This window comes from Comamonas sp. A23 (genome assembly GCF_004522605.1).
Taxonomy (GTDB): Bacteria; Pseudomonadota; Gammaproteobacteria; order Burkholderiales; family Burkholderiaceae_C; genus Comamonas; species Comamonas thiooxydans.
On sequence record NZ_RSDT01000006.1, the window covers coordinates 85,964 to 112,058 of the forward strand.

At 59.9% G+C, this 26,095-nt stretch carries 30 protein-coding genes and 1 tRNA gene; 20 read left to right on the forward strand and 11 right to left on the reverse strand.

Features of this window, described 5'->3' with window-relative positions; all coding sequences use genetic code 11:
- Positions 1-229: 229 nt before the first annotated feature.
- Both EIC84_RS14835 and EIC84_RS14840 read right to left on the reverse strand, forming a co-directional pair.
- A complete protein-coding gene (locus EIC84_RS14835) occupies positions 230-1,165 on the reverse strand; it encodes a tripartite tricarboxylate transporter substrate binding protein (protein WP_237704478.1) in 936 nt (311 codons plus the stop codon).
- Positions 1,166-1,230: 65 nt separating this feature from the next.
- Positions 1,231-2,451 carry a M20 aminoacylase family protein gene (locus tag EIC84_RS14840; RefSeq protein WP_003067413.1) on the reverse strand — a complete coding sequence of 407 codons (1,221 nt, stop codon included), beginning with the start codon at positions 2,449-2,451 and terminating at the stop codon, positions 1,231-1,233.
- A 94-nt stretch (positions 2,452-2,545) separates the two neighbouring features.
- Between EIC84_RS14840 and EIC84_RS14845 the strand changes: the two genes are divergently transcribed.
- Positions 2,546-3,439 carry a LysR substrate-binding domain-containing protein gene (locus tag EIC84_RS14845; protein ID WP_003067412.1) on the forward strand — a complete coding sequence of 298 codons (894 nt, stop codon included), beginning with the start codon at positions 2,546-2,548 and terminating at the stop codon, positions 3,437-3,439.
- Between the two features lie 569 nt (positions 3,440-4,008).
- On the opposite strand, the gene EIC84_RS26190 is transcribed toward EIC84_RS14845, so the two are convergent.
- From EIC84_RS26190 to xseA, 3 genes are all read right to left on the reverse strand, one after another.
- The gene (locus EIC84_RS26190) at positions 4,009-4,278 is read right to left on the reverse strand and encodes a hypothetical protein (protein ID WP_034362634.1); all 270 of its coding nucleotides are present in this window, start codon (positions 4,276-4,278) and stop codon (positions 4,009-4,011) included.
- Between the two features lie 518 nt (positions 4,279-4,796).
- Complete coding sequence (locus EIC84_RS14855; RefSeq protein WP_003054032.1) at positions 4,797-5,384, reverse strand: superoxide dismutase; 588 nt, start codon at positions 5,382-5,384, stop codon at positions 4,797-4,799.
- Positions 5,385-5,700: 316 nt separating this feature from the next.
- Entirely contained in the window at positions 5,701-7,038 is a 1,338-nt protein-coding gene (gene xseA / locus EIC84_RS14860) for an exodeoxyribonuclease VII large subunit (protein WP_134737326.1), read from the reverse strand.
- A 450-nt stretch (positions 7,039-7,488) separates the two neighbouring features.
- Between xseA and EIC84_RS14865 the strand changes: the two genes are divergently transcribed.
- Both EIC84_RS14865 and EIC84_RS14870 read left to right on the forward strand, forming a co-directional pair.
- On the forward strand, positions 7,489-8,121 hold the full coding sequence (locus tag EIC84_RS14865) for a MotA/TolQ/ExbB proton channel family protein (protein WP_003062918.1): 633 nt from the start codon (positions 7,489-7,491) through the stop codon (positions 8,119-8,121).
- Between the two features lie 19 nt (positions 8,122-8,140).
- Positions 8,141-8,572, forward strand: coding sequence for a biopolymer transporter ExbD (locus EIC84_RS14870; protein WP_003054027.1), 432 nt, complete (start codon positions 8,141-8,143; stop codon positions 8,570-8,572).
- Positions 8,573-8,647: 75 nt separating this feature from the next.
- On the opposite strand, the gene EIC84_RS14875 is transcribed toward EIC84_RS14870, so the two are convergent.
- Entirely contained in the window at positions 8,648-9,568 is a 921-nt protein-coding gene (locus tag EIC84_RS14875; protein ID WP_003062915.1) for a Dyp-type peroxidase, read from the reverse strand.
- Positions 9,569-9,744: 176 nt separating this feature from the next.
- On the opposite strand from EIC84_RS14875, the gene EIC84_RS14880 reads away from it, so the two are divergent.
- Positions 9,745-9,821, forward strand: a tRNA-Val gene (locus tag EIC84_RS14880).
- Positions 9,822-9,967: 146 nt separating this feature from the next.
- On the opposite strand, the gene EIC84_RS14885 is transcribed toward EIC84_RS14880, so the two are convergent.
- Positions 9,968-10,417 (reverse strand): SRPBCC family protein, encoded by a 450-nt coding sequence (locus EIC84_RS14885; protein ID WP_003062911.1) that lies wholly within the window; start codon positions 10,415-10,417, stop codon positions 9,968-9,970.
- Positions 10,418-10,486: 69 nt separating this feature from the next.
- Between EIC84_RS14885 and EIC84_RS14890 the strand changes: the two genes are divergently transcribed.
- Positions 10,487-11,020, forward strand: coding sequence for a hypothetical protein (locus EIC84_RS14890; protein WP_237704409.1), 534 nt, complete (start codon positions 10,487-10,489; stop codon positions 11,018-11,020).
- Positions 11,021-11,226: 206 nt separating this feature from the next.
- Complete coding sequence (locus tag EIC84_RS14895) at positions 11,227-12,069, forward strand: CHAD domain-containing protein (RefSeq protein WP_034361524.1); 843 nt, start codon at positions 11,227-11,229, stop codon at positions 12,067-12,069.
- A 21-nt stretch (positions 12,070-12,090) separates the two neighbouring features.
- Here the strand turns inward: EIC84_RS14895 and dkgB are convergent, their stop codons facing one another.
- Both dkgB and EIC84_RS26540 read right to left on the reverse strand, forming a co-directional pair.
- Positions 12,091-12,897, reverse strand: a complete 807-nt coding sequence (gene dkgB / locus EIC84_RS14900) for a 2,5-didehydrogluconate reductase DkgB (protein WP_003062901.1) — start codon at positions 12,895-12,897, stop codon at positions 12,091-12,093.
- Positions 12,898-13,044: 147 nt separating this feature from the next.
- Entirely contained in the window at positions 13,045-13,179 is a 135-nt protein-coding gene (locus tag EIC84_RS26540) for a hypothetical protein (protein ID WP_003062898.1), read from the reverse strand.
- A 144-nt stretch (positions 13,180-13,323) separates the two neighbouring features.
- Here EIC84_RS26540 and EIC84_RS14905 point away from each other — a divergent pair, with 144 nt between their 5' ends.
- The 6 genes from EIC84_RS14905 to adk all read left to right on the forward strand — a co-directional run bounded on the left by EIC84_RS14905 (position 13,324) and on the right by adk (position 19,055).
- The gene (locus EIC84_RS14905) at positions 13,324-14,226 is read left to right on the forward strand and encodes a LysR family transcriptional regulator (RefSeq protein ID WP_003062896.1); all 903 of its coding nucleotides are present in this window, start codon (positions 13,324-13,326) and stop codon (positions 14,224-14,226) included.
- A 165-nt stretch (positions 14,227-14,391) separates the two neighbouring features.
- Positions 14,392-15,801: a GntP family permease gene (locus tag EIC84_RS14910; RefSeq protein WP_003062894.1), complete on the forward strand. Its 1,410-nt coding sequence runs from the start codon at positions 14,392-14,394 to the stop codon at positions 15,799-15,801.
- A 95-nt stretch (positions 15,802-15,896) separates the two neighbouring features.
- A complete protein-coding gene (gene lpxK / locus EIC84_RS14915; protein WP_134737327.1) occupies positions 15,897-16,940 on the forward strand; it encodes a tetraacyldisaccharide 4'-kinase in 1,044 nt (347 codons plus the stop codon).
- 96 nt (positions 16,941-17,036) lie between these two features.
- A complete protein-coding gene (locus EIC84_RS14920) occupies positions 17,037-17,228 on the forward strand; it encodes a Trm112 family protein (RefSeq protein WP_003054006.1) in 192 nt (63 codons plus the stop codon).
- A gap of 3 nt (positions 17,229-17,231) precedes the next feature.
- Positions 17,232-18,008 (forward strand): 3-deoxy-manno-octulosonate cytidylyltransferase, encoded by a 777-nt coding sequence (gene kdsB, locus EIC84_RS14925; RefSeq protein ID WP_003062887.1) that lies wholly within the window; start codon positions 17,232-17,234, stop codon positions 18,006-18,008.
- Between the two features lie 390 nt (positions 18,009-18,398).
- On the forward strand, positions 18,399-19,055 hold the full coding sequence (adk, locus tag EIC84_RS14930) for an adenylate kinase (RefSeq protein ID WP_003062884.1): 657 nt from the start codon (positions 18,399-18,401) through the stop codon (positions 19,053-19,055).
- A gap of 275 nt (positions 19,056-19,330) precedes the next feature.
- Here the strand turns inward: adk and EIC84_RS14935 are convergent, their stop codons facing one another.
- On the reverse strand, positions 19,331-20,311 hold the full coding sequence (locus EIC84_RS14935; protein ID WP_003062882.1) for an asparaginase: 981 nt from the start codon (positions 20,309-20,311) through the stop codon (positions 19,331-19,333).
- An 82-nt stretch (positions 20,312-20,393) separates the two neighbouring features.
- On the opposite strand from EIC84_RS14935, the gene lexA reads away from it, so the two are divergent.
- The 4 genes from lexA to EIC84_RS14955 all read left to right on the forward strand — a co-directional run bounded on the left by lexA (position 20,394) and on the right by EIC84_RS14955 (position 22,925).
- Complete coding sequence (gene lexA / locus EIC84_RS14940; protein WP_003062881.1) at positions 20,394-21,065, forward strand: transcriptional repressor LexA; 672 nt, start codon at positions 20,394-20,396, stop codon at positions 21,063-21,065.
- A gap of 340 nt (positions 21,066-21,405) precedes the next feature.
- The gene (locus EIC84_RS26610; protein ID WP_370456505.1) at positions 21,406-21,657 is read left to right on the forward strand and encodes a hypothetical protein; all 252 of its coding nucleotides are present in this window, start codon (positions 21,406-21,408) and stop codon (positions 21,655-21,657) included.
- Between the two features lie 417 nt (positions 21,658-22,074).
- A complete protein-coding gene (locus tag EIC84_RS14950; RefSeq protein WP_003062877.1) occupies positions 22,075-22,320 on the forward strand; it encodes a hypothetical protein in 246 nt (81 codons plus the stop codon).
- A gap of 143 nt (positions 22,321-22,463) precedes the next feature.
- Positions 22,464-22,925 carry a universal stress protein gene (locus EIC84_RS14955; protein WP_003062875.1) on the forward strand — a complete coding sequence of 154 codons (462 nt, stop codon included), beginning with the start codon at positions 22,464-22,466 and terminating at the stop codon, positions 22,923-22,925.
- A 304-nt stretch (positions 22,926-23,229) separates the two neighbouring features.
- Here the strand turns inward: EIC84_RS14955 and EIC84_RS14960 are convergent, their stop codons facing one another.
- On the reverse strand, positions 23,230-23,613 hold the full coding sequence (locus EIC84_RS14960) for a hypothetical protein (RefSeq protein ID WP_003062873.1): 384 nt from the start codon (positions 23,611-23,613) through the stop codon (positions 23,230-23,232).
- Between the two features lie 714 nt (positions 23,614-24,327).
- Between EIC84_RS14960 and EIC84_RS14965 the strand changes: the two genes are divergently transcribed.
- The 4 genes from EIC84_RS14965 to EIC84_RS26615 all read left to right on the forward strand — a co-directional run bounded on the left by EIC84_RS14965 (position 24,328) and on the right by EIC84_RS26615 (position 26,077).
- Positions 24,328-24,636: a hypothetical protein gene (locus tag EIC84_RS14965; RefSeq protein WP_003053988.1), complete on the forward strand. Its 309-nt coding sequence runs from the start codon at positions 24,328-24,330 to the stop codon at positions 24,634-24,636.
- 95 nt (positions 24,637-24,731) lie between these two features.
- Positions 24,732-25,136 carry a hypothetical protein gene (locus EIC84_RS14970; RefSeq protein WP_003062872.1) on the forward strand — a complete coding sequence of 135 codons (405 nt, stop codon included), beginning with the start codon at positions 24,732-24,734 and terminating at the stop codon, positions 25,134-25,136.
- Between the two features lie 84 nt (positions 25,137-25,220).
- Positions 25,221-25,862, forward strand: coding sequence for an FABP family protein (locus EIC84_RS14975; RefSeq protein ID WP_003062870.1), 642 nt, complete (start codon positions 25,221-25,223; stop codon positions 25,860-25,862).
- A complete protein-coding gene (locus EIC84_RS26615) occupies positions 25,862-26,077 on the forward strand; it encodes a Rha family transcriptional regulator (RefSeq protein ID WP_370456512.1) in 216 nt (71 codons plus the stop codon). Before EIC84_RS14975 ends, EIC84_RS26615 begins: the two co-directional genes overlap by 1 nt.
- The last annotated feature ends 18 nt before the right edge of the window (positions 26,078-26,095 follow it).

Here is a 26,095-nt window from a genome sequence, read left to right on the forward strand (position 1 = left end):
CGAACTCCCCCAGCGGTTGCTTCCAGAGATTGTCTAAAAAGAATCTACTGGATCCGGGTCGATTCAAGGTGGCGGGGAGGTGATCAAAGCTGACTTTGCTCGGCACACTCCTGGCCTGCGGCTGTAGCCCGTATGCGAACGCTAGACTTCCGGCTTGAGCCACCGTGCCTCGCGATGCTTTCCGCAACGCTTACTAAAGTCGCGCATATCCAGATTTAGCTGGCGGTACTTATTGCGCCTGAAGTTGAATGCCTTTGGCCATGGCGCGAAATTTGACAGTGTCTTCCTTAAGTTGCCGCTCCGCCTCTGCCAGCGTCTGGGGTTGCGGCGCTTCCGATCCGGTGGCCGCAATCTGGCGCCGCACCTCAGGATCACGCAGCACTTCGGCCAGTGCCTTGTTCAGACGTACCACCATGCCCTCGGGAGTTTTGCGGCTCACCATGAGACCAGCCCAGGTGGAATGGCTGAAGCTCTTCAGAATCTTGCCTTCGCCAAGAGCTGGCACGGAGGGATCCAGCTCGCTGCGTGTGGGAGCCAACCACCCGATGAGCTTCAGGCGTCCCTGCTCGGACATTCCCTTGAAGCTCGTGGCATAGGGCAGGATGGCAAAGTCGATGCTGTTGCCTCCGATGTCTTGCACCATGGGTGCCATGCCCTTGTAGGGCACATGTGTGACGTGGAGCTGGGTCTGCTGCGCCATGCTTTCGGCCAGCAGGTGATACATGGAACCCATGCCGACGCTGCCATAAGACAGTCCTTTGTCTTGGGTCTTGGCATAGGCGATGAATTCGTCAGCGTTGCGCACCGGCAGTGTGGCTCGTGTCAGCAGAACCAGCGGATTCACTGCCACCTGGCCCAGCATGCGAAAGTCTTCGGCTCTCAGCTTCACGGCGGCGTTGACCATCGGCGAGAGAATCACCTCGTTGGGTGAGCCGAGAAAGATCATGTGCCCGTCAGCGGGCGCGTTCAGCACCTTCTGCGCGGCCAGCGAACCGCTGACGCCGCCCAGGTTGTCCACAATAACCTGCTGATTCAGAGCCCGCCCCAATGCCGCGCTTATCGCCCGGGCGATGGAATCTGACAGGCCTCCGGCCGGATACGGAACGAGCAGAGTCACCACACGCTGATCGGCTGCCCGTGCAGCGCCCATTGCGAATGTGGTCACACACAAGGAACAAAGCGATAGGACAAGAGCATGTCGACGGAAGGTGGAGACAGGTTTTTTCATGATCAGCTTCGGGCGTGGGTTGAAAGAAAGGAATGGGCCAGAGCCGTCCAGAATGTGGCGCCGGTTTCGAGGTTGCGATCGTTGAAGTCGAAACTAGGGTTGTGCACATTGCAGGGTCCCGAGGCGCTGCCATGTGTGTGGCCGTTGTCACCATTGCCTATGAAGAGGTAGCAACCGGGGCGCTCTTCCAGCATGTATGCGAAATCTTCACTGGCGCACAGCGGATCGGCATTGGCTACGACCCGCGCATCGCCGAACAGCGACCGGGCTATACCCATCGCAAGCTGGGTTTCAGCGGGAGAGTTGACCAGCACCGGATAGCCGCGCTCATAGGTGATGTGACACTGTGCGCCAAAGCTGTCGGCTTGGCCTTGCGCCACCGCCCGAATGCGCGCCTCCAGCAGGTCGCGCACCTCGGGCTTCAGGGCCCGGATGCTCAACTCCAGTTCAGCGGTCTCCGGGATCACGTTGTAGGTTTGCCCAGCTTGAAGACGCCCCACGGTGATTACGGCAGATGCCAGCGGATCTACATTGCGTGCGACGATGCTTTGCAAGGCCATTACCGTGGACGCGGCAACCACCGTAGGATCGGTCGCCAGGTGCGGCATGGCACCGTGGCCGCCGCAGCCCTCGAACACCAGAGTTGCCCTATCGGAGGAGGCCATGCAAGCCCCTTCACGAAACAGGATCTGGCCTTGCTCCATGCCTGGCATGTTGTGCATGGCAAAGACCGCGTCGCAGGGAAAGCGCGAAAACAGCCCCTCCTTCATCATGCGCTGGGCGCCGCCCGCACCGCCCAGTTCTTCAGCAGGCTGGAAGATCAGATGCAGCATGCCGTCCATGGCATGCTTGCCTTCGCGATGCAGCTTGGCTAATGCCTGTGCCGCGCCAAGCAGCATGGTGGTGTGACCATCGTGCCCGCAGCCGTGCATTTTTCCGGGCACCTCACTGGCCCAGGACAGGCCCGTGTTCTCCTGAATGGGCAGTGCGTCCATTTCCGCACGCAGCCCCAGGCGTCTGGAGCCAGGGCCAAATTTCAGCGAGCCAACCAATCCTGTTCCCGCAAGGTCGGTGGTGACCTCATAGCCCCACTCGCGCAGGCAACGCCCGACGAGCGCACTGGTCTGGAACTCTTCAAAACCCAGTTCGGGGTGGCGATGGATGGCGTGCCGCCATGCGAGCATGGCATCGGTATCTATGTAGGAGCTGAATTTCGAGTGCATGCAAAAAATGTAGCGTCTCGGTCATCGCACCAAAAGCCGGTATATTTTCCGAGGAGACAACCAAAATGATTCACCTGATGAAAACCCTGACCCCATGAAAAATCATCAGATTCGGGCTTTCACCCAGGTCGCCGAAAGCGGCTCCATCCGTGCTGCTGCCCGTGCGCTCTTTCTGAGCCAGAGCGCATTGACCAAGTCGCTGCGCGAACTGGAGGAGGATGTAGGTGCAGAGCTGCTGGTACGCAGCTACAAGGGCATTGAATTCACCCCGGCCGGCAAAGTGCTGCTATCCCATGCACGCCTGGCGCTGTCGATGCTGGACAAGGCGCGCGAAGAGGTGCGGCTGATCCGCGGCGGCTCGGGCGCCCGGGTGGCGGTGGCGATGTCGCCCCTGGTTTCGATCAAGGCGCTACCCGAAGTCTGGAAAACGTTCGAACAGTTGGCGCCGGGTGTGCAACTGGCGCTCAGCGAAGGCTTTCTGAGCAGCTTGATTCCGGCTCTGCTGGAGGGGCGACTGGACTTCGCACTGGCCATTGCCGACCCCACCGATCTGCCTTATGAACTGGTCTTCAAACCACTGATGGACGTGGTTGCCATGCCTGCCGGAAGACAGGGTCATCCGCTGGCCAAGGCGAAAACCTGGGATGAGCTTCGTGACGCGACCTGGGTTTTGAACTACTCAGCGGGCAGCCAGAGCGAGACGCTGGTGAGCTGGCTTCGGGGCCAGGGTTTGGCGGAGCCGCGCAAGGTGGTCAACTGTACCTCTTCCACCCTGATGAGTGAGCTTATGAGGCGCACTGACGTGCTGGGATTCTGCCCCGAGATTCTGTTGAATGACAAAATCTATGGAGCAGGACTATCGCACCTGCGCGTGGAGCCACTGCCACCGCCGATGGCTCTTGGTTTGGTCCAGTTGCGCGGTGTGCCGTTGAGCAGCGCAGCGAAGCCACTGGCGGCGCTATTCATCAAGTATTTCCACAAAACATAAGAATGGATTCGGCAGGTAAATATTGGCCCAGTGCCTTTGAAATCTCTGAACAGACTGAGATCTAACTTCACTGAAGCTTCAACCCAGGGGCTAGCGCCGGATTGAAGGGACTCGTATGACTGCTCTTTGGCATTTGCCCACGCATTTTCTACCGCCGCCGGTTGCTGCTAGGTCCCAGACCAAACCAGTTGCATGCCATTACCCCGCGGGGCTCCGAGATCTTCCAATAGGTCGCTGAAACGCTTAACAGCGGTTTCCAACATCCGCTCGGCCTGCCGGTACTCGTCCCGACAAGCAACCGACAGCCCAACATCCGCCTTCTTCCTTTTCAAATCCCGCAACTCCTGCTCTCCAATCAGACAAGTGTTGCCTGCCTCGTCGAAGTGATAGGTCAGGGTGTTGAAGTGAGCCGCCAGCACAGGCAGGTGATGCGGGCTCTGTCACGAACCAGCGACAGCACACGCAGTTGCGGTTGCCGCCAGGAACGGCCCGTACTTGGGATTCACTGACGAAGAGCCCTCGGCAATCATCGGCCCACCGTGGTAGCAGCCGCCCATCGCACCGTTGTCCTAGACCTCACTGGTACTGCCGCAGACCAGGCACAGTCCGTGGTGCATCGGCATCAAGCCTGCTGAGTTACGCGGGGCTGAATGCCGAGGGATGGCCGCAGCCATGCTGGACACGCTGTTGCAGCTGGCTTTTTGCAGCAGCTCCCCGGGCTCGGTATCGAGAAGGTGGTTCTGGATGCGGGTTTCCTTGCCTGTTTCGAGTCGCTGCGCTGCACCTAGCAACACGTCGCGGATGAGGGTCGCACCGGGCTTGGTGTAGGACAGGGTCATCAGCAGACGTTGTGACCGACGAGCTGCGGTATCGGTCCTTCCAACGCCAATGCCACAATGAGGGAAGCACGCAGCCTGCGCAGGAGTAAGAGGAGGTCGCATGAGCTGAATGCTGTTCTTCCATAGGCGGCAGGAAGCGGGTCAGTACACCGCTGCAATGAGTTTCACCCCGACCGGCCAGCCGCAGCTCTTGAGCCTCTAGCAACTAGAGCCAGTCTCTAAGGCTTACTGCTTAAGCGATAAGGAAAACCGACGCTCGCTCTCAGCGACTTCAGGTATTTGAAGTAGTCCCAAACATCACTATATCTCTCAAAAAACCGAAAACTCACGCCACTTTAGGGAGTAGCTTTTTCAGTATCAAGACGAGAAAAAGCCCCTGCGAGAGGGGCTGGGAGGGCTTCAGCAGCTAAACCGCCCGAACTATTTCTTGATTGTTGGAGGGAATAACTTGCGGAGGCTTTTTGCCAACGATCAGGTCCGAGCCGTGCAGCCGCAGACCTGATACCGTATTGCCGTGATCAGGCAGCGAAGTTGGCTTCGGCGAACTTCCAGTTCACCAGCTTTTCCAGGAAGGTTTCGACAAACTTGGGACGCAGGTTGCGGTAGTCGATGTAGTAAGCGTGTTCCCACACGTCCACGGTCAGCAGCGCCTTGTCGGCGGTGGTCAGGGGGGTACCGGCAGCGCCCATGTTGACGATGTCCACGGAACCGTCGGCCTTCTTCACCAGCCAGGTCCAGCCGGAACCGAAGTTGCCGGCAGCGGAAGCCACGAAAGCCTTCTTGAACTCGGCGTAGGAGCCCCACTTCTTGTTGATGGCATCAGCCAGAGCGCCTGTAGGCTCTGCTCCGCCGTTGGGGGTCATGCAGTTCCAGAAGAAAGTGTGGTTCCAGATCTGGGCAGCGTTGTTGTAGATGCCGCCGGAAGACTTCTTGACGACTTCTTCCAGATCCATGTTTTCGAATTCGGTGCCCTTTTGCAGGTTGTTCAGGTTCACCACATAGGCGTTATGGTGCTTGCCATGGTGGAATTCCAGGGTTTCCTGGCTGTAACCGAACGGAGCCAGTGCATCGATAGCGTATGGCAGGGGGGGCAGAGTGCGTTCCATGATGGTTTTCCTCGTGGTTGAAATTTTTGGGGGCCGTCCAGTGCCAAGGCGCCTGAGCGGTGACCGCTGTGCCGGCCGGCACATTGCTGTACTACAGACGTCAAGTATTGCACTAACCGAACCATTGTAGAAAGAACTGAGAGGCTGCGCGCCACTCATCAGGACTATTGCGCACGCAGCCAAAAGCATGCGCTCACGGCTTACAGCGCATGAACACTGGCCCCTGTTGCATTGCCTGCGCCGATTGCAAAAGAGTTCTGATGAAGAACCCGGTTAGCGTGCAGGTGTTTTGCAGCCAGCTTGTGGCTGGCGAGCATCAAAGCAGGCGCGGCTGAGTGACCACCACATCCACCGCTCCGTCCGACAGCTGAGCCTTCAGCGCCGTCCCCGGAACGGCCTGCCTGACCTGGGTCACAGGCCTGCCCTGCTGATCCGTCAGCAAGGCATAGCCGCGCTGCAACACAAGGCGCGGGTCCAGCAGTTGCAAGCGCAGGTCGATACGATCCAGCGTTTGCCTTTGCTGCTCCAGACTGCGCTGGAAGATATTGGGAAAACTGACCTGTATCGCTTGCTGGCTCTGCGCAAGACGCTGCAATTTCAATAGCATGGAGTGGCGCAGGCGCTGTGCCTGACGGCTGAGCTGCAGCTGATTGCGCGCCAACTGCTCGCTAGGCCGCCCCAAACGCTGTGCAGCGATATCCAGGCGCTGGGCCTGACGATCCAGCACACGCTGCACGGCATTGTCCAGACGGTCCTGCATCAGACCCAGAGCCCCCAGCCAGACCTCGCGCGGCTGGGCTACCAGCTCGGCCGCAGCCGTGGGCGTGGGCGCACGCAGGTCGGCGCAAAAATCGGCAATGGTGAAGTCGGTTTCGTGACCCACGCCGCTGATCAGCGGCACCGGGCTTTGCACAATGGTGCGCGCCAGCTGTTCGTCGTTGAAGGCCCACAGGTCTTCCAGCGAGCCGCCACCGCGCACCAGCAAGATGGTGTCTATCACCGGCTGCCGCGCGGAATCAACACGCAAGTCGCCGCTTGCATCTTGTCCCTCTTGCGTCAGGAGATACAGTTTTGATAGCGCCTGCACAAGCGATTGCGGCGCCTGGAGCCCCTGCACCAGGGCCGGAACAATTACCACCGGGATATGTGGCACGCGGCGGCGCAGCGCCGTCACCACATCGTGCAAGGCGGCCGCCCCCAGGGACGTGACCAAGCCAATGCCGCGCGGCAAGGGCGGCAGCGATCGCTTGCGCGCAGGGTCGAACAGGCCCTCGGACTCCAGCTGAGCCTTGAGGCGCAGAAACTGCTCGAACAAGGCCCCCTGCCCGGCTCGCTGCATGCTCTCCACCACCAGTTGCAGATCGCCACGCTGCTCGTAGACGCCTAGACGCCCTCTGACTTCGACCAGCTCGCCATCACGTGGCGAGAAACCGACCTGCTCGGCCGCACGGCGGAACATGGCACAGCGAATCTGCCCGCTCGCGTCCTTGAGGTTGAAATAGCAATGCCCGCTAGCAGCGCGCGAAAAGCCACTGAGCTCACCGCGCACCGCGACCGGATTGAAACGAGCCTGCAAGGCATCGCCAATGGCGTGGCATAGCGCGCCAACTTCCCACACATGCGGCGTGGTTGCTGAGTTTGGACGTTCAAACATTGAATTCATGCGGTGTCAGCGAGGTCTTACGCGGGCCTGATTCTCCACAGATGTCGGCGTCCAGCCTTGTCGGCGACAAAGCCAGAAAAATCCTAAACAACACATGAGGAAAATCATCCATCCTATTGATTTAAAACAACTTATAAGGCTTCATACAGGTGTCAAACTCGTAACAAGCCTTTAAAGCGAAGCAGATAACTGCCCGGCATAGCAACTAGATCACAAAGTTATCCACAGATTTCTGTGATATACGCGAAAGCATTCGCAAAGAATCGCAAGCACTTTGTGCCTGCTCTGCCGCTCCAAGCTCCTTGCGCTTCAAGCGCTGCCGCACGATCTTGCTGCGCTGGCTCAAGCCTGCCGTATGAGGCCTGTAAAAACGGGTCGCAGCGGCACGGCAGTGGGTCATAATCGTCGGCTGCAATTTCTGAACGACGAGGGAGAGCAACGTTGCTGTCGATCATACAAGCCGCAGGATGGCCTATCTGGCCTTTGATTGCCTGCTCGATTCTGGCCCTGGCCCTGATTTTTGAGCGCTTTGCCTCGCTGAAAGCCAGCAAGGTCGCGCCGACCAATCTTCTCAATGAAGCGATTTCGGTCTCCACCAAGCACCTGCCCAGCGCTGAAACCACCCAGCAACTGGCCCAAAGCTCGGTATTGGGTGAGGTTCTGGCCACTGGTCTGCGTACCCGCCAGGCACACCCCGAAAGCAGCGAGGAAGAGCTGCGCTCGGCCATGGAGGGCGCGGGCCGCGCTGCCGCCCACAAGCTGGAAAAGTATTTGAGCGCCCTGGCCACCATTGCCTCGGCCGCGCCGCTGCTGGGCCTGTTGGGCACGGTGATCGGCATGATCGAGATTTTCGGCTCCCAGCCCGGAGCCAGCTCCGGCGCCGGCAACCCCGCCCAGCTCGCCCATGGCATCTCGATTGCGCTCTACAACACGGCATTCGGCCTGATGGTGGCCATTCCGTCGTTGATCTTCTGGCGCTATTTCCGCGCCCGTGTGGACGGCTATCTGCTGGGCATGGAACTGGCGTCCGAGCAGTTCGTGCGCCATCTGGGCCGCATCAAGCCTGCCAAGTAAGAAGCGGAACGCATCCATCATGAACTTCCGTCCTCGTCACCGCGATGAGCCCGAGATCAATCTGATCGCCTTCATCGACGTGCTGCTGGTGGTGCTGATCTTTTTGATGCTCTCCACCACTTACAGCAAGTTCACCGAGCTGCAACTGACTTTGCCCGTGGCCGACACCGAGCAGCAACGCGATCGCCCCAAGGAAATCATCGTCGGCGTCTCTGCTGATGGCCGCTACTCCGTCAACAAGCAAGGCGTGGATGACCGCAGCGTCTCCTCTGTTGCCGCAGCCCTGTCCGGTGCGGCAACAGCGGGCAATGACAGCGTGGTCATCATCAGTGCCGATGCCAACTCCCCGCACCAGTCGGTGGTGACCGTCATGGAAGCGGCCCGCCACGCGGGACTGTCGCAGATCACGTTTGCCACCCAGACCTCGGCCAGCGCAGGCAAGGCCAACTAGGAGCCTCTCGGGGAATGGGCAGCACATGAAAAAACGGGCCAGATGGCCCGTTTTTCTTTGCACCCATGCCATTTCTCAGGCCTGGAGTCCCAGCACCGTCAGATCCAGCTTGCCACCAGAAACCGGCGGACACCAGAAATAGCAGCCCGTCAGCGGCCTGGAAAAGCGGAACAGTCCATCGCTGATGCCGTCATCCATGCCCAGCATGCGGCGCATCTGAGCCTCGAAAGCGTCGAAGCTGCAGCCAAAGGCGGAGAACATCAAGCCGCTGCGATCACTGCCCTGCGGGCTGACACTCCACCAGGGCATTGAGCGTCGCACCACAAAGGCTTCCGGTTCAAAGCTCTCCTGCGCCGTGCGCTTGACATGGGCTGATTCAGGGGCATCGTCCAGTTCCTCGTTGTCGCTGCGGCGACGACCCACGGCATGGTCCTGCTCCATGGTGCTCATGCAGCCAAAGGCCGAGTAGTCATGTTGCCACTGTTGCAAGGCCCAGTAGCTGCAACCGTCCATGCCTGCCCCCTGCTCTGCCGCAATGCCGGCTGCCACGGCCTCATCGTCCTCGGGGTTCTCGGTGCCGTCTTCATAACCGGTCAGATCACGGCCGTGACCGTTGTCCGAACGCTGGTGCACAAAGGCATCCACGATGTGATCAAGCTTGAAGACCGGCGCCAGCAAGTTGGTCAGCTTGGCCGTCAGAGCGATCAGCTCACCGCGTTGATCGCCGCGCAGCCACAGGCACAGCGCATAAGGTGTGCTGGGTGCTTCGAACTGCGGGCCCTTGAGGTGCGGGAACTCGCGCATCAGCGGCAGTTTCTTGTCCAGCTGCTGCAGCACCTGCAGGCCCAGACCCGCCACTACCTGCTGACCGTCAACACTGGTCTGCAATTTCTTCAGACTGTTCTGCAAATCTGCACCTGCACCGACCAGGGTGAAGAAAACATAGCGCCCCTGTTCAGGAAGAGACGCCAGAATGCCTGCTTGTGCTTTTGTCATGGGGTTGCCGATTCAATTGATGGAAAACACATCAAAGTTTAGTAGCGAATCAACAGCGCCCCGCCAAGCCTTGAGCCGCTTGCCGGATTTGAAAAAATTCAGCCTCAGGCGCAAAAAAGTCGCGACTTTGCCCAAACCACCATTTTTCCGCTGCTAGAATTCATCCCATCGACGACAGGCGCGTAGCTCAGCTGGTTAGAGCACCACCTTGACATGGTGGGGGTCGTTGGTTCGAGTCCAATCGCGCCTACCAAACATCGCAAGCAAAACCAGAGCTTGCAAGCAAGACAGCCCGCTGAAAAGCGGGCTTTTTTGTTTCTGCCCCTCTCTTGGGGTGCCGACGCATGGATCACGCCATGCATTGAGCTCGGGTCGTCAATGTCGCGCTCTGCGTCGTTTTCACGCTCCGTCAGGGATGGTCGGCTCCACCAGGAGAGCAAGCAGCTGCAGCGACTCCTGCCAGCCCAGATAGCAGGCCTGCTCGGGAATCACGTCGGGAACGCCCTCCTGCACCACATGCAGCTCGGTGCCACAAAACACGGCTTTCAAGTTCACGGTGGTGATCATTTCACCCGGCAGATTCGGGTCCTCGAAGCGGTCGGTATGGCGTATGCGCTGGCCTGGCACCAGCTCCAGAAACTCTCCGCCAAAGCTGTTTTGACTGTTGGCGGAAAAATTGATGAAGCTCATGCGATAGCGGCCGCCCACACGGGCGTCAAATTCATGCACCTGCGCTGCGAAACCATGGGGCGGCAACCACTTGACCATGGCTTCGGGGGTCGTGAAGGCCCGATAGACGCGTTCGGGCGGAGCTTTGATCACACGGTGCAGTCGAATAGTCTGTGGCATGCGAGACTCCTGAGGTATAGGCCGCAAGCTTAGCTCTCATCACAATGACTGGCTACCAGCTTCTCGAGAATGCGCTCATCAGCCGCTGCGCCAAAACAAGCACCACTACAGCAAACTCCATTGACCCATCCTCGACATTCACAGAACCCGATGAAGGATTCGCCGGCTTTAGGCAGATGGCTGTCCATGGCACGCGATGACGAGATCGTCATCGACGCCGCCGACATCAACCATGAGGCATCGTCCAATCTGTGGTGCTTTTCTCCGTGCGATGACGAGTCCCTGGGTCTCAGTGCTGCAGCTCTTGTCGATTTCATCAACCAGGTCATGGCAGCCAGGCGAGAGAAATTGAGCGGAAATCCATCCATGCTTTTCTATTGCTGGCATGACGCACAGACGAGGCAGCTACGCTTCAGTCTTGTCTCCAGCACACATGGCCGGCTGCCTTTCGGCTGCGCTATTAACCCCTCTGCAGAGCTCGCCGCCGTCGCAGAACATATCGTCAAGAAGGACTGGCTCAATGCCGACTGGGGCAAGACTGGGCCGAACGGCCCTGGTGCAAAAACAGCCTTGACCCTGCCCGTGTTCGTTGCCAACCTTTAGCAGCCAAGCCCAGCCTTCAGACTCATTACTGCCCAGGCCAGTCACCGGCCTGAACGCTCCCGCCGCAATTCAGAAGCTGCCCACGGACATAGGTCAGGGAACATGGCACACTGTGGCAAACAGCAGCGAGAGCAATGCGGACCGGAGCATCGCTTTGCTAGTCGCAAGCTTGTCTCCGCCTCATGAAAACTGCCCCGGGAGTTCGTATGGGCAAAGGCAAACCAGACGCCGCAGTGGCGTTTTCAGCTATCGCATCCCCGCTTGTCGACTCGGCAGTCGAACAGGCCCGGCACATAGCCCGAGAGCCCGCCGCCGAGGGGATTCATCAATTGCGCGTTGCGCTGCGCAACCTGCTGACACTATGGTGGCTCTACCGCCCCCTGATGGGCGCCGAGGAATATGCACGGCAGCGCGGCTACCTGAAATCGATTGCCGGCGCAGCAGGCAAGGCCCGCGATTACGACATTCTGATCGAGCTGCTGAGCCGTCATGGCAAATGCAGTGCAGCCGGCATTGCCGCAATATACGTCGCTCGCGAGGCGGCCTTGCAGGCTGGCAGAGAAATCCTGTCACCTCCGCATATACAGACATGCCTGCTGAAAACGCTGACACAAACAGAGGCAAGCTTGCGCGCCAAGCCTCGCCAGCGGCGATTGGGAGCACTTGCCGAAGCACGGATCGCAAAGTCAAGGCAGCAGCTGCACCGATGCATCAAGCGGGCGATAACAGCGAACAAGCCAGATATCGAAGCATTTCACGATGTCAGAAAAGCTGGCAAGAAAACTCGTTATCTGCTGGAGCTATTCGGACCTCTGCTGCCCAAAGATCATCACCGTCTGCTCAAACGCCTCAAGAACATCCAGCAACCTCTCGGAGAGCTGAATGATCTTGCCGCCAGCGAAAGCCTGCTACGCCAGAACCTGCGCCTGATCTCCACACCGGATCAAGCGAAAAAGCTAGAACGCTGGCTCAAGAGAAAACGCAAACGTCGCCAGAGTACTCTGGCCTGCACGCTGCGGCAGGATTGGCAGCCCAAGCGGCCCGGTTAAGCGCCTAATACGGCACCACTATCAGTCCCACACAGGAGCCAGGCCATCGGGGCTGACTTCACGGCCGTTGCGCTCCAGCGCAGCGATCAGCGCCATGTCTTCGGCATCCAGCTTCAAGTCGCGCGCCAGCAGGTTGCTGGCCAGATTCTCGCGCTTGGTCGACGAGGGAATCACCGCATAGCCCAGCTGCAGCGCCCAGGCCAGGGCTACCTGCGCCACCGTGGCGTTGTGCTTGGCCGCGATCTGCGCCAGCACCGGGTCCTTGAGCACCTTGCCATAGGCCAGGGTCATGTAGGAAGTGACCTGAATGCCCTGCTCCTTGAGGAAGCTCGTCAACTTCCAGCCTTGCAGATAGGGGCTCAGCTCAATCTGATTGGTGGCAATCTCGCCCTGGCCCACGGCCGCGATGGCCTGCTTGGTCAGTTCGATATTGAAGTTGGAGATACCGATCTGGCGGGTCAGTCCCTGGGCCTTGGCCTCGGCCAGCGCCTCCATGTACTCGGACAGCTCCACGCCGTTGCCAGGGGCAGGCCAGTGGATCAGGGTCAGGTCCACATAGTCCGTACGCAGCTTTTTCAGGCTGTCCTGAAGGCTTGAGATCAGCTTGGCTTTGCTGTAGTTCTCGACCCAGATCTTGGTGGTGACAAACAGATCGCCACGTGCCACGTCGCTCTCGGCGATGGCCTGGCCGACTTCAGCCTCGTTGCCATAGATCTGAGCCGTGTCGACAGCGCGATAACCCACATCGAGTGCATTGCGCACGGAATCGATCACGGTCTGACCGGAGAGGCGAAAGGTGCCGACCCCGAAGGAAGGAATATGGCTCATGAAATAACTCCTGAATGAGATTGAAGACGGCAGCCAGTCCTGAGCTTGCATGTCTGCTATCAGGCCAGGCTTTTCCGATGCCTGAAGTTTGCCCAACCCATATTTGTAGATTAAGCCCTGTATTTCACAAATCCTTTTGAAATAAAATCAAATATAAAAACTCGATTCTTGCGCCAGCAGTGACCAGTCTTCATCATCTTTGATGGCAACACGTGCCCCAGCAGACATGACTGCCATGCCCGCTGCGGGAGTGCAGGCTTGGGAGCCATCGGCAATCACCAACAGTCGTTCCACAGAGGTGAATTCGGCAATGCGCCGGTGACCGGGGCGAACAGAGCCACAGACGAGCTCCCAAGGCGGTGCACACAGTTGATATTTGCAGATCAAGCCTGGCACCCCCTCAATTTTCTTGAACTGAATTCAACAATGAAGACCACGCTCGATGAATTGCAGGCCTTTGTGGCCGTCGTGGACACGGGGTCCATCACGGCCGCTTCGGAGCTGCTGGGCCTCACAATTTCGGCTACCAGCCGCACGCTGGGGCGCCTGGAAGAAAAGCTGCAGACCACGCTGCTGCGCCGCACCACCAGACGCCTGGAGCTGACCGAGGAAGGCGCCACCTTCTTGCAGCATGCCCGCGCCATACTGGCATCGGTGGACGAAGCGGAGGAGCTGATGGCGGCGCGGCGCATGCGGCCGGCGGGAAGATTGCGTGTCGATGCGGCCACCCCCTTCATGCTGCATGTGCTGGTGCCGCTGATTGCAGGATTTCGTGCGCGCTACCCCGAGGTGGAACTGGAGCTGAACTCCAACGAAGGCATCATCGACCTGCTCGAAAGGCGCACCGATGTGGCATTTCGCATCGGCGTGCTCAAGGACTCCACGCTGCACGCCCGTCCTGTGGGCATCAGTCGCATTCGCGTGCTGGCCAGCCCGGCCTATCTCAAGCGCCATGGCATGCCCGCCAGTCCGACACAGCTCGCCCAGCACAGCCTGCTGGGCTTTACCCAGCCCGAGTCGCTCAACGACTGGCCGCTGCGCGACGCCGACGGCAACGCCGTGCGCATTCGCCCGGACATTGCCTCCTCCAGCGGCGAGACACTCCGGCAAATGGCGCTGGCCGGCCTGGGCATCGTCTGCCTGTCGGACTTCATGACCCGCGCAGACCGCGAGCAAGGAAATCTGGTGCAGCTGTTCGGCAAGCAGACACTGGACATCTGCCAGCCCGTCAATGCGGTCTACTATCGAAACACCGCACTGGCGGCGCGCATCACCTGCTTTGTGGACCATGTGGTGGAAACGCTGGGCAGCCGTCCCTTCGGGACCTGAGCGACGCAAGCCGGCGAATCAAAGACGATGGCGGCTGTCATACCTGTGTCGCGATGACGCGGCGCAATGGGCTTGCCACGAGGCTGTACCGCCTCAGCCCTGGCACAGGCTGCGCTGCTTTTGAATTGAACGCCGTGACTGCACGGTTTGCTTAGAGAGGTGCATGTGATCAGCATTTTGGGCATCGTTCTTTCACTCGGTCTGCTCATCACTTTGGCCTATCGCGGCGTCAGTGTGCTGCTGCTGGCACCACTGACAGCCCTGCTGGCCGTGGCCTTCGGTGCACCGGAGCTGATGCTGGCCAGCTACACCCAGATCTTCATGGTCAGCCTTGGCGGCTTTGTCATCGCCTACTTTCCGCTGTTCTTGCTGGGCGCGGTCTTCGGCAAGCTGATGGAAGCCTCGGGGGCGGCTCACATCATTGCCCAGGGCATTGCGGCAGCACTGGGCGAGCGGCGCGCCATACTCGCCGTGGTGCTGGCCTGCGCCGTTCTCACCTACGGCGGTGTTTCCTTGTTTGTCGTGGCCTTTGCGGTGTACCCCATCGCCCAGGCGCTTTTCCGGCGTGCCGACATCCCGCGCCGCCTCATGCCGGCCACGATTGCGCTGGGAGCCTTTACCTTCACCATGACGGCGCTGCCCGGCACGCCGGCCATCCAGAACGCGATCCCCATGCCCTATTTCGGCACCACGCCGTTTGCCGCGCCGGGACTGGGCCTGATCGCCGCAGCCGTGATGCTGATGCTCGGCCTGTGGTGGCTGCACTGGCGCAGCGCGCAGGCGCGCTCCAGAGGCGAAGGCTTTACCGCCGAGGATGAAGCCCAGCAGCCGGCGGACGAACTTGCTCCAGCAGCAGAGGCCGCCCCCAGCCATCTGGAGCTGGGCAAGGCCTTGCTGCCTGTTGCCGTGGTGATCGCTCTGAACTATCTTTTATCGGTGCATGTGCTTGCAGGTCTGGACACGCGCTATCTGGCCGAAGCCCGTTTCGGTGCCACCAGCATCGAGGCGCTGCGTGGCATCTGGGCCGTGATTGCGGCCCTGACCGCGGCAATCTGCCTGCTGGTTGCCCTGTGGTGGGGCCGCCTGCCACAGCTCAAGCAACTGCTCGACGAAGGTGCCAGCGCCTCGGCCCTGCCGCTGCTGAACACGGCCTCTCAGGTCGGTTATGGTGCTGTCATCGCCTCGCTGGCAGGCTTCACGCTGATACGCGATGCGGTGCTGAACATCTACCCGGACAACCCGCTGATCTCGATGTCGATCGCCATCAATATTCTGGCCGGCATCACCGGCTCGGCCTCGGGCGGCATGAGTATTGCACTGCAGACCCTGGGCAGCACCTGGCTGCAGATGGGTGAGGCCGCCGGCCTGTCGCCCCAGTTGCTGCACCGCGTCACGGCCGTCGCCACGGGCGGACTGGACACCTTGCCGCACAACGGCGCCGTCATCACCCTGCTGGGCATCTGTGGGCTCACGCATCGCCAGTCCTATCTGGACATTGCCATGGTGGCTATCGTCCCGGCCGTCGCTGCCCTTGCCGTCATCGTGGCGCTGGGCAGCCTGTTTGGCAGTTTTTGATCCCGAGCTCTCGGGATCAGGGCCCAGGTATTTGCGCATCACGCAGGCCCGTTGGCTGCGGGAACTCCGGCCGCGCCCGTATGATCCCAACCCCTATGCCTCAAAACACCGCCCAAGCATCCTCCTCGCAACATGGCTTGCGCGCCCTCTGGCGCCAGCGTGGAGCGGGTGCCTGGCTGCTGTGGCCGCTATCGCTACTCTATGGAGTGCTGCAGGCCTGGAACGCCAGGCGCATGCGCAGCCACCAGCAAAGCACGGGGCTGCCAGTCATCGTCATCGGCAATGTGATTGCGGGCGGCGCGGGCAAGACCCCTGTGACTCAGGCCGTGGTGGCCCACCTCAAGGCCGGAGGCTGGCAGCCGGCCATCATCTCGCGCGGCTATGGCCGCAGGATCGAGAACGGGCAGGATTGCCGCGAGGCCCTGCCGGACAGCCCCGCCAGCGAAGTCGGCGACGAGCCCGCCCTGCTGGCGCGCAGCACCGGCGTACCGGTCTTTGTCGCCTCCAGACGCCTGGAAGCGGCGCAAGTGCTGCGCCAGCGCTACCCGCAGGTCGATGTGATCGTGAGCGACGACGGCCTGCAACATCTGGCCCTGGCACGCGATGTGGAGCTGTGCGTCTTCAATGATGAAGGAGTCGGAAACGGCTTTCTGCTGCCCGCAGGCCCGTTGCGCGAGCCCTGGCCCCGCCCGGTGACGGCCACACTGCATGCAGGCCAGCCGCCCAGGCCTCCGGGCACGGCCCCGACGTTCGCGCTGCAGCGCAGCCTGGCCGACACTGCCCACAACGGCCATGGCCAGAGCATCCCGCTGCGCAGCCTGGCTGACCAGAGCCCGGAGGCCGTGGCCGCCGTGGCACGCCCCGAGTCCTTTTTTGCCATGCTGGCCGCCCAGGGCATCACTGCGGCGGCAACCCAGGCCCTGCCCGATCACTATGATTTCGAGAGCTTCTCGCGCAAGCTGGGAAACGACAAACCCTTGATTTGCACCGAAAAAGACGCCGTCAAGCTCTGGCGCAGGCATCCCGAAGCCTGGGCCGTGCCCCTGCAACTGCAGCTGCCGCAGGCCTTCTGGGAGCTGCTGGACGCGCAGTTGGCCAAGGCCAACGCCAATATTCGCCGCGATGGCAAGCCAGCCTGACTATCATTGAGCCTATGGATCGGCCTCGGCTGATCCCCCCTTTTTGCTGCGCCAGCCCCCTGCTGGCGCCCTCATCCCGTTTTGCAGGAATATCCCATGGACGCCAAACTTCTCGAACTGCTGGTCTGCCCCGTCACCAAGGGCCCGCTGCGCTTTGACCGCGAGCATCAGGAACTGATCAGCCACAGCGCGCGTCTGGCCTATCCCGTGCGCGACGGCATCCCTGTGCTGCTGGAAAACGAAGCCCGCACCCTGTCCGACGACGAGCTGGAAGAAGAAAAGCAATAAGCCATGAGCTATACGGTACTGATCCCGGCCCGACTGTCCTCGACCCGTCTGCCCGGCAAACCCCTGGCCGATATTGCCGGCTTGCCGATGGTGGTGCGCGTGGCCCAGCGCGCAGCTCTGGCCGGCACAGCCCGCTGCGTGGTGGCGGCCGACGACGAGAGCATTGTGGCGGCCTGTGCCCGGCATGGCGTCCAGGCCATCCTGACCCGCAAGGATCATCCAAGCGGCAGCGACCGTCTGGCCGAAGCCTGTGCGCAACTGGGCCTGTCCGGTGACGATGTGGTCGTCAATGTGCAGGGCGACGAGCCGCTGATCGACCCCAAGCTGATCGAGGCTGTGGCGCAACTGCTGCTGGCCCGTCCTGAAGCCAGCATGGGCACGGCAGCTCATCCTATTGATAGCCTGACGGATTACCGCAACCCGAACGTGGTGAAGGTGGTCTGTGACGCCAAGGGTCTGGCCAGCTATTTCAGCCGCGCCCCCATCCCCTGCGCACGCGACCACGGCGATGAAGCCTGGTGGCAGACGGCGGCCCCCAGGGCCGGTCACACAGGTTTCACACCGCTGCGCCATATTGGCATCTACAGCTACAAGGCCGGTTTTCTGCGCGAGTTCCCGCAACTGGCACCTGCACCGACCGAAGCCATGGAGCAGCTGGAGCAGCTGCGCGCCCTCTGGCACGGCCACCGCATTGCCGTGCATATCACGCCCGATGCACCGGGTGCCGGCGTCGACACGCCCGAAGACCTGGAGCGCGTGCGCGCTGTTTTTGCTGTTTGAGAAAAAGACCTGCGCACTTTGGCGACACCGGTCCGCAGGCCGTCTTCTTCCAGGGCTGCTCAGGCATCAAGCCGGCAGCAGCCCCGTCGGCCAGAGCAACCCCAAAGGGCCCTGGGCCAGTCCAGGAAAGCGCTGATCGCTATACTTTCCGCATAGTCCGAATAGCATATGTAACGGCTTCGGCACCTGGATTACAACTACAGCAATCGCGTTTGCAGCGGATACATGCCTTCAATTGGCCGCACTTGTGACAGCCTTGACTGAATTGTGTAAGCCTGTGTTGGTCTTGTGCGTGCTATCCTTGCCCGCGAAAAAATACGGCCCGGGGACTACGGACGACCACCCGTCTGCCTGGGCCAGCAAGAATTTCTACTCTCCTCAAGGATTTCCATGAAACTGATTTTGTTGGGTGCACCCGGCGCCGGCAAAGGCACTCAGGCGGCCTTCATTTGCCAAAAGTACGGTATCCCTCAAATCTCCACGGGCGACATGCTGCGCGCCGCCGTCAAGGCTGGCACCCCTCTGGGTCTGCAAGCCAAGGCCGTGATGGACGCCGGCCAGCTGGTCAGCGACGATCTGATCATCAACCTGGTCAAGGAACGCATTGCTCAGCCCGACTGCGCCAAGGGCTTCCTGTTTGACGGCTTCCCCCGCACCATCCCCCAGGCCGACGCCATGAAGGCCGCCGGCGTGAAGCTGGACTATGTGCTGGAAATCGACGTGCCCTTCGACGCCATCATCGAACGCATGAGCGGCCGCCGCAGCCACCCCGCCTCGGGCCGCACCTACCATGTCAAGTTCAACCCTCCCAAGGTGGAAGGCAAGGACGACGTGACCGGTGAAGACCTGGTTCAGCGCGAAGACGACAAGGAAGAAACCGTCAAGAAGCGCCTGGACGTCTACAGCAGCCAGACACGTCCTCTGGTGGACTACTACAGCAACTGGGCCAAGGCCGATGCAGCAGCGGCCCCCAAGTACCGCGCCATCAGCGGCACAGGCAGCGTGGAAGAAATCACCGAACGCGCTCTGGCCGCTCTGGCTTCCTGATCGCCCTGATCACTCGCTCATGGAGCCTTGCCGACTTTCGCGGCCAGGCATCTCTGGGCAAAAAAGGCCGGAGTCTTCACCGGCCTTTTTTGTTTTTGAAGCTCGCGCTCCCGGCCTTCCGGCCGACATCAGTCCGGTGCGGAAAAGCTGTACCAGGGATGGCGCTGGAGCCATCAATATTCATAGCTTCCCGCGCCTACATTCATTGGATTTCAGAGCAAAACACCATAAATACTCTTTATCAATGAGGGCTAGCAGCTCTCATAACAAGAGCATCAATCCAATGCGTGAGGCCAGCCCATCAGCTCCAGCATCAGGCTGATTCTGGCCTTGGCCGCCGGCAGGCTGCTCACACGGCCATCCCCCGCTCCCTCGGCCTGCACCACCTGCCCCTCCTCGCACCGGGTCGTGATGCGCAAAGCCATGCCCTGCGCCTGCGCCCAGTCCAGGGCTGACCCCAATGCCTGATGGACCGTGCCATTGCCCGTGCCCACCACCACCACGGCACGCACGCCTGCCGCATACCAGGCCTGCATCACCGCCAGAGCTACGGCACTGTTGCAGCCCGCATGACTGTGCAGCAGCTCCACCAGGGGCCAGTGATCTGCGGGCGGTAAAGCGATTGCAGTGGAGCTGGCCGCAACGACCGGCAGCCCGCCTGTTGCCCAGCGCAGCCGCCCCTCTTCCACCCAGCCCTGCGGGCCGGCACCACTGCCATCGAAGGCATCCACACGATAAGGATGCACCTTGCGCACCTGGCGTGCACTGAACACCCGGCCCGCCACCACGGCAAGCACACCGCGGCCAGCAGCCTGCATGTCGGCCGCACAGGCCACGGCATCGCGCAGATTGCCGGGGCCGTCAGCCGAAATGGCTGTGGCCGGGCGCATGGCGCAGGTCAGCACCACGGGCTTTGCCGGGTGCAGAACACATTGCAGAAACCAGGCGGTTTCCTCCAGCGTGTCGGTGCCATGGGTGATCACGATGCCGCTCACGTCATCACGAGCGAGCAGCTCGGCACATCGCAGCGCGAGTGCATGCCAGGTCGCGTGATCCATATCCTTGCTGTCCAGCTGCGCCAGCTGCTCCACCTGCAGCGATGCAGAAGCAACGCGCTCCAGGTCCGGCACGGCCTGCAGCAGCTGAGCCACGCCCAGTTGGGCCGCACGGTAGCCCACACTGGTGCCCGCCTGCTCGGCGACACCGGCAATCGTGCCACCGGTGCCCAGAATGACGATATTTTTGTCACGTTCCACTTGCAGTCCTCTTCAAACTGATTAAAAATACAGGTACTGGATGAACACACAGTATTCATCATCGATCGATCAAGGAATGCCCATGGACCACCCCAAGCTCACTCCCCGCCAGCAGCAGATTCTGGACCTCATCCAGTCCAGCATCGCTCGCACGGGTGCGCCCCCTACCCGGGCCGAGATTGCCAGCACCTTTGGCTTCAAGTCGGCCAATGCTGCAGAAGAGCATTTGCAGGCACTGGCCCGCAAGGGCGTCATAGATCTGGTCAGCGGCACATCGCGCGGCATTCGCCTGCGCGCCGATACCGTGCGCACCATCAATGCTGCACGCGGTGCCAGCTTTGCGCTGCCGCTCACAGCCCTGGCCCCGCTGGTGCTTCCCCTGGTCGGCCGCGTCGCTGCCGGCTCGCCTATTCTGGCCCAGGAACATATCGATCAGAGCTATTCGGTCGAGCCCAGCCTGTTTGCCGCCAAGCCCGATTACCTGCTCAAGGTCCGCGGAATGTCCATGCGTGACGCGGGCATCATGGACGGCGACCTGTTGGCGGTACAGGCTACGCATGAAGCGCGCAACGGCCAGATTGTGGTGGCCCGCCTCGGTGACGACGTGACCGTCAAACGCTTCAAGCGCACACCTCAAGGCATCGAGCTGCTGCCCGAGAACCCCGACTACAAGATCATTCACGTCGATCCTGAAGAGCCATTCGCCATCGAAGGCCTGGCCGTAGGCCTTATCCGCAACAGCATGTTCATGTAACGGGCAGACGGCGTCCCTCCGCCTATGCAGCGGAGGCACCGGGCCTCTTTCCCTCTCAAGCCCAGGTGGTAGGCGCGCAGCCGTTGAGCTTCGCCCTGGGCGGAGCTTTGCCTGAAAAACGCAATCCTGCCCTTATCCATGCCGCAAGGTCATCAAGAGGAGTTGCCAAATGGGATTCGCCACATCACTGCAGGCTTTGACACGCCTGACCCTTAAAGGGCAGCCTGCCACGCTGTCGCTCAACCCGAACTTCTGCTCTGATGATGCAAGCGAAGCCGCTGCAGAACCTGTATCCTTCACTACCAATCGCCCAAAGGCGAAGCAGATCAGCATTCCTGTCATGCGCGCCAACCGCGGCCGCATTCGTCTAGGCAGCAATACGCTTTGTCCTCAGGCCTTTGCAGCGACACCAGAGCTGCAATCGCCAATAACCGACGAGTCTAGGCAAGCAGCTTCTCCACGACTTCTCAAGATCGTGCAGCGTGAGCCGCGCAGTCAGCCCGAATGCCTGCTGATCTGCGGACGCATGGCCGATGTCTGTGCCGCGCTGGAGCCTATGGCACTCCATGAGCAAGCAGCCCCGCAAGTCTGAAAGCTCAGTGAGGTTTGACTGCTTGCACTCGTGCAGCTCCGAGCCCGACCCGCGATAGGCCTGCAGGCGATGCAACAAAGCTTCCATTGCATCCAACAGGAAGCCACATCAACGCTCTTGGCCCATCGGCCGGCAGATATGGCGCCAGACAACTCTGCCAGCAGTGCATAGGCAAAAACTCGATGTCGCCAGAGCAGGCCCTCCGTATTGGCGCCGAACGATCTGGATCGCCATGTAAATTATTTGCTGATGTTCTGCCTGTGCCTGTCCGCCGGAACGCATTTCGCACAAGCCTCGCAGCCTTCTAAACTCCTTGTCAGGCGCGAATATGCGTCAGAACGGATACCCGGATCAGGGTATTGCAGCACCTCTTCGACAGTGGAAACATTCATATACACATGTCAATGAGGGCGTCTTATGAGTGCCTACCGCAAGCTCTTGCAGCACATACAGGCCAAAGACGCCAATGGAGACCTGCGCCTGATTCTGGTCTATCAGAGTTTTGATGAGGTCGACATGCCGCATGGCGTCTCCATACGACCGTCTGCCATTTACTTTGAAACTGCCGATCATCAGGAGGTCAACTGGCTCAATCCACAGCAGTTCGAGATAGAGGCCACTGGCGAAATCCTCAATCGCGTTCCTCCTTCGCCCGAGGAATGAGACAACTCGACGCGATCGACCCCGTTACAGAGTCTTACCTCCTGTCTACAACTCTGCTGCATTCAAGAACTAGGCATTGCGCAGCTCGAAATATTGGAATAAATTGATTCTCAGGCACATCTTCCGGCATCAGGAGGCTGAACATGTTCAAGCACCTGCTCATTCCCACCGATGGCACCAAACTGTCAGAGGCTGCCGTGCGTGCTGGCGTTCTGCTTGCGCGTGAACAAGGCGCCAAGGTGACCGGCCTTTATGTCATGCCCGATTACCGCGCCATCATCTACGGCGCAGACGCACTGCTGACTTACAACAGCACAGAGTTCGAGCGAAGTGCCAACAGCGATGCAGATGCGGCTTTGCAGTTCGTTGACCAGATTGCCAGACCTGAAGGCGTACCCTGCAACTTTGTGCGAGTCACCCACGCCTCTGTTTACCAAGCCATTGTTCACCAGGCGCAGGAATTGCAGTGCGATCTGATTTGCATGGCCTCACACGGTCGCAAAGGCATAGGCGGAATTTTGCTGGGCAGCGAAACCCAGCGCGTCCTGACGCACAGCCATGTCCCGGTGCTGGTACACCGGCCCGCCTCCACCGGCAAACATTAAGGAGCCAAAAATATCGAATAGCAGTCCTGCATCTTGCACGCTTGCCTCGGTACAAGATGGGCAAGCGACTTGCAAGTCATGGCTGCAAAATGCAGGCCAGCCAGTCAGGAGCTGCTGGCCGCACCCGATGGGGCAACCTGTCAACCGTTCAAACGCGTCAGCAACAGTGCAAGAGCGATAAACGGCGATTGAGGCCAAAGTAACGCCTCTGCCAACTATTCAAATGCATTGACTGTGTGAGCTGCAGAACCGGATCGAGAGGACCCCAAAACTTGCCCGCCTTGCGCGGGCATTTTTTTGGCTGCTAGGCACATCGCTCCGATACTTCTCCCAATCGCTCACGATGCCCAGGCAAGGTGAACAGAATCTGGAGATTCTGCGAGTCCATTTGCTGCACCACGATGGAGCCGTCTTCGTGCAGATAGATCCGCACAGTGTGTGCATCATCCAGATCCCAGTGCGCAACGCTCGTATTCACCCCCCGCCAGCCATGCTCCTCGCACAGCCGACGCCGGCGCAAGGCCTTCAAAAATTCCTGCGAAGCACCAAGCTCTGCATTGGTTTGCACCCAGCTGTCGATCACCAACTCATAAGCCATCTGCTGCGTATGGCAAGGCTTGGCCAGCTTCATATGCCTGATCCAGGCATCTAGACGGGAGGCAAAAGTGTATTGCAGGTGGTGGGACATGGGCTTTTTTTGAATTCAGTAGGGCACAGGGCTAGATCGCCACTTGCGCATCAAAAATCAGAATTTTCCTACGCCCAATTTACCGAAAAGTGCAGCAGAAACAAAATCTACATCACCAATAGGTTCAGGGTTTAACACTGCTTGACGACCGGCCTGAGAGACAACTGGCAGAGCGAGACTTGCCAGAGCCACGGTGAACTCTGAGCCTGCACGGTGACATATCTCAAGGATTGGATAAGCTGGCTTTTGGACGCTTGCCAGCTGCTCAGCCACCGCATTGCCTAGTATTTCGGGAGCACCTACCGATGACTTGCCTGTTGGAATTCAGGCAAGGCGATTCAGCCCTGCTTTCGTTGACTCAGGCCAGAGCATCGTCATCCTGAAATTCAATGCGCCTCTCTCAAAATTGTCATCATCAGGCAATTTTTACGTTCAAACCCATGCCGGCTCAGAATAGATTTCATTAAAAAAATCTATCTTTTCACTCAGTTACTTAGCACGGCCACTTCATCAAGAAAAGATGACAGCGGCACCGGCAAAGCACCTCCCCTGCGCTTCAGAGAAGCTCACACAGCAGATCTGCTCTGTCCATTAGCGCGATCTGTAAGTGCCTACATACTTCCTTACATCCTCTTGATACAACATCAGTCAAATGCAATGAAATGTCAGCTCGCAGGTCCTGCGGCAAGTCGTTGAGCAACAGGGAGTGTCGTCATGAGAAAAGTTAATCCTGCCGCCAAGAACGCGAACCGCGCTTTTGTCCGTCTGCACACGTATGTGACCAAGCAATTCGACTGGGATCTCTTCACCAAGGACTACCGGGTAGTCCTGCACACTGACGAGGATGGAGGCGTCACGCTCTACATCGTCAAGGTCTTCGACAAGGATGGACAGCCTGCCGCACTAGGGCCAAAGATCCCTAACCAGATTACGTTCTCTTACCGTCAGGCTCCCATCATGTCGGTATGGACAGAGTTCTTTAACGACGGCAAATTCAGTTGGCGCAATGTCTCCTGCCGCTAGGGCGCAGCGGTGGAGGATGGTGAATTGGCTGTCGGCATAGACACCCGTCGCTGCGCCAGGAGTGCCATCCTGTCCAACACATTCAGGAGAGTTGCATGACCCGCTTCCAACCGATGCTTGCAACTGCTGCCCTGCTCAGTCTCATGACGCTACATCTCAGCAGCAGCTCCATGGCACAGGCCGCCTTTACAACCCCGGGCGGCTACACCAACTCCTACAGCGGCCAGATCACGGGCAACGGCATCGTGCAATACGGGCTCGAAACGCGGCCCTTCCAGCGCATGACCGTCACGCTCAACACCAACAATCCGTCCAGTCAGATGAACGTCTTCAAGGACGGCTCTGCCCAGCCTCTATGCCAAGGCTCGGCCAACAACAACATCTGCACCTTTCGCATCGAACGTGGTGCCAGCTATCGCGTGCTGATCTTCCTCACGCGTGAAGCCGCCCAGCGCGGCGAAAGTGCACGCTTTACGCTCACCACCGAAGAAAGCACCTGACAGCTTGACTGCCGTCAAGAACCCCTCAGTCCATGGCTTGTAAACTGGCTTCAACAGATTCAAAGTGAAAGCCCGTTACACGATATGGAAAACTTTCCCAAAGACATCTACACCGAGCCCACGCCCGATGTGAATACCCTGGCCAACCTCGGCCCCCTCACCGGCATGGCCGGTATCTGGATCGGCAAGCGCGGCCTGGACATCAACCCCAAGGCTGACGGCCCCGAAAAGCAGGCCTTTATCGAGCACATGGAGTGCCAGCCCATCGATGCGCAAACCAACGGGCCACAGCTCTTCTATGGCCTGCGCTACCACACACGCATCGTCAAGCCCGACGATGTGGAAACCTTTCACGACCAGGTCGGTTACTGGCTGTGGGAGCCTGCCACCGGCAACATCATCCAGACCCTGACCATCCCGCGCGGACAGACCGCCATGGCCACGGGCAAGACCACGGCTGACGCCACCAGCTTCACCCTCAGGGCCGAGCGCGGCTCCACCGTCAACGGTATCTCCAGCAACCCGTTTCTGGAGCACGCCTTCAGAACCGACGCCTATACCATCACCATCACCAAGCACTCGGACGGCACCTGGTCGTACGAGCAGGAAACCACGCTGACCATCCCCGGCCAGAGCGAGCCTTTTGCCCATACCGACCGCAACACCTTGCACAAGATTGGCGAGCCCACGCCCAACCCAACGGCAAGGGCCGCAGTTGAAATCTGATTAGCACTCTCAAAGGACTCCACGCCCCGGCCGAATTCACTGGATCCGCAGGGCGCACACACCCCGATTACCGCATCGTCCGTGATGGCCTTACGCTGCTGGTCATGGCCCTTACAGGCAAGAAGGCGCTTGCCTTCAAACTGGCTTATATAGATGCCGTTCAGCGCATGGAGGTCATTCACAGCAGGCTGCCGGCATTCGGCGCATGGAGCTGACCTTCAATCTAGTCGCGA

Coding starts and splice junctions, on each gene's coding strand:
- EIC84_RS14975 (WP_003062870.1), top strand. CDS start 25,221: ATGGAAAACTTTCCCAAAGACATCTACACCGAGCCCACGCCCGATGTG.
- dkgB (WP_003062901.1), bottom strand. CDS start 12,897: ATGAGCCATATTCCTTCCTTCGGGGTCGGCACCTTTCGCCTCTCCGGT.
- EIC84_RS14960 (WP_003062873.1), bottom strand. CDS start 23,613: ATGTCCCACCACCTGCAATACACTTTTGCCTCCCGTCTAGATGCCTGG.
- lpxK (WP_134737327.1), top strand. CDS start 15,897: ATGCCTCAAAACACCGCCCAAGCATCCTCCTCGCAACATGGCTTGCGC.
- EIC84_RS26190 (WP_034362634.1), bottom strand. CDS start 4,278: ATGACCCTGTCCTACACCAAGCCCGGTGCGACCCTCATCCGCGACGTG.
- EIC84_RS14890 (WP_237704409.1), top strand. CDS start 10,487: ATGCGCTCATCAGCCGCTGCGCCAAAACAAGCACCACTACAGCAAACT.
- EIC84_RS14870 (WP_003054027.1), top strand. CDS start 8,141: ATGAACTTCCGTCCTCGTCACCGCGATGAGCCCGAGATCAATCTGATC.
- EIC84_RS14895 (WP_034361524.1), top strand. CDS start 11,227: ATGGGCAAAGGCAAACCAGACGCCGCAGTGGCGTTTTCAGCTATCGCA.
- EIC84_RS14955 (WP_003062875.1), top strand. CDS start 22,464: ATGTTCAAGCACCTGCTCATTCCCACCGATGGCACCAAACTGTCAGAG.
- EIC84_RS14845 (WP_003067412.1), top strand. CDS start 2,546: ATGAAAAATCATCAGATTCGGGCTTTCACCCAGGTCGCCGAAAGCGGC.
- EIC84_RS14965 (WP_003053988.1), top strand. CDS start 24,328: ATGAGAAAAGTTAATCCTGCCGCCAAGAACGCGAACCGCGCTTTTGTC.
- EIC84_RS14855 (WP_003054032.1), bottom strand. CDS start 5,384: ATGGAACGCACTCTGCCCCCCCTGCCATACGCTATCGATGCACTGGCT.
- EIC84_RS14970 (WP_003062872.1), top strand. CDS start 24,732: ATGACCCGCTTCCAACCGATGCTTGCAACTGCTGCCCTGCTCAGTCTC.
- EIC84_RS14950 (WP_003062877.1), top strand. CDS start 22,075: ATGAGTGCCTACCGCAAGCTCTTGCAGCACATACAGGCCAAAGACGCC.
- adk (WP_003062884.1), top strand. CDS start 18,399: ATGAAACTGATTTTGTTGGGTGCACCCGGCGCCGGCAAAGGCACTCAG.
- lexA (WP_003062881.1), top strand. CDS start 20,394: ATGGACCACCCCAAGCTCACTCCCCGCCAGCAGCAGATTCTGGACCTC.
- kdsB (WP_003062887.1), top strand. CDS start 17,232: ATGAGCTATACGGTACTGATCCCGGCCCGACTGTCCTCGACCCGTCTG.
- xseA (WP_134737326.1), bottom strand. CDS start 7,038: ATGTTTGAACGTCCAAACTCAGCAACCACGCCGCATGTGTGGGAAGTT.
- EIC84_RS14875 (WP_003062915.1), bottom strand. CDS start 9,568: ATGACAAAAGCACAAGCAGGCATTCTGGCGTCTCTTCCTGAACAGGGG.
- EIC84_RS14920 (WP_003054006.1), top strand. CDS start 17,037: ATGGACGCCAAACTTCTCGAACTGCTGGTCTGCCCCGTCACCAAGGGC.
- EIC84_RS14905 (WP_003062896.1), top strand. CDS start 13,324: ATGAAGACCACGCTCGATGAATTGCAGGCCTTTGTGGCCGTCGTGGAC.
- EIC84_RS14840 (WP_003067413.1), bottom strand. CDS start 2,451: ATGCACTCGAAATTCAGCTCCTACATAGATACCGATGCCATGCTCGCA.
- EIC84_RS14885 (WP_003062911.1), bottom strand. CDS start 10,417: ATGCCACAGACTATTCGACTGCACCGTGTGATCAAAGCTCCGCCCGAA.
- EIC84_RS26610 (WP_370456505.1), top strand. CDS start 21,406: ATGCGCGCCAACCGCGGCCGCATTCGTCTAGGCAGCAATACGCTTTGT.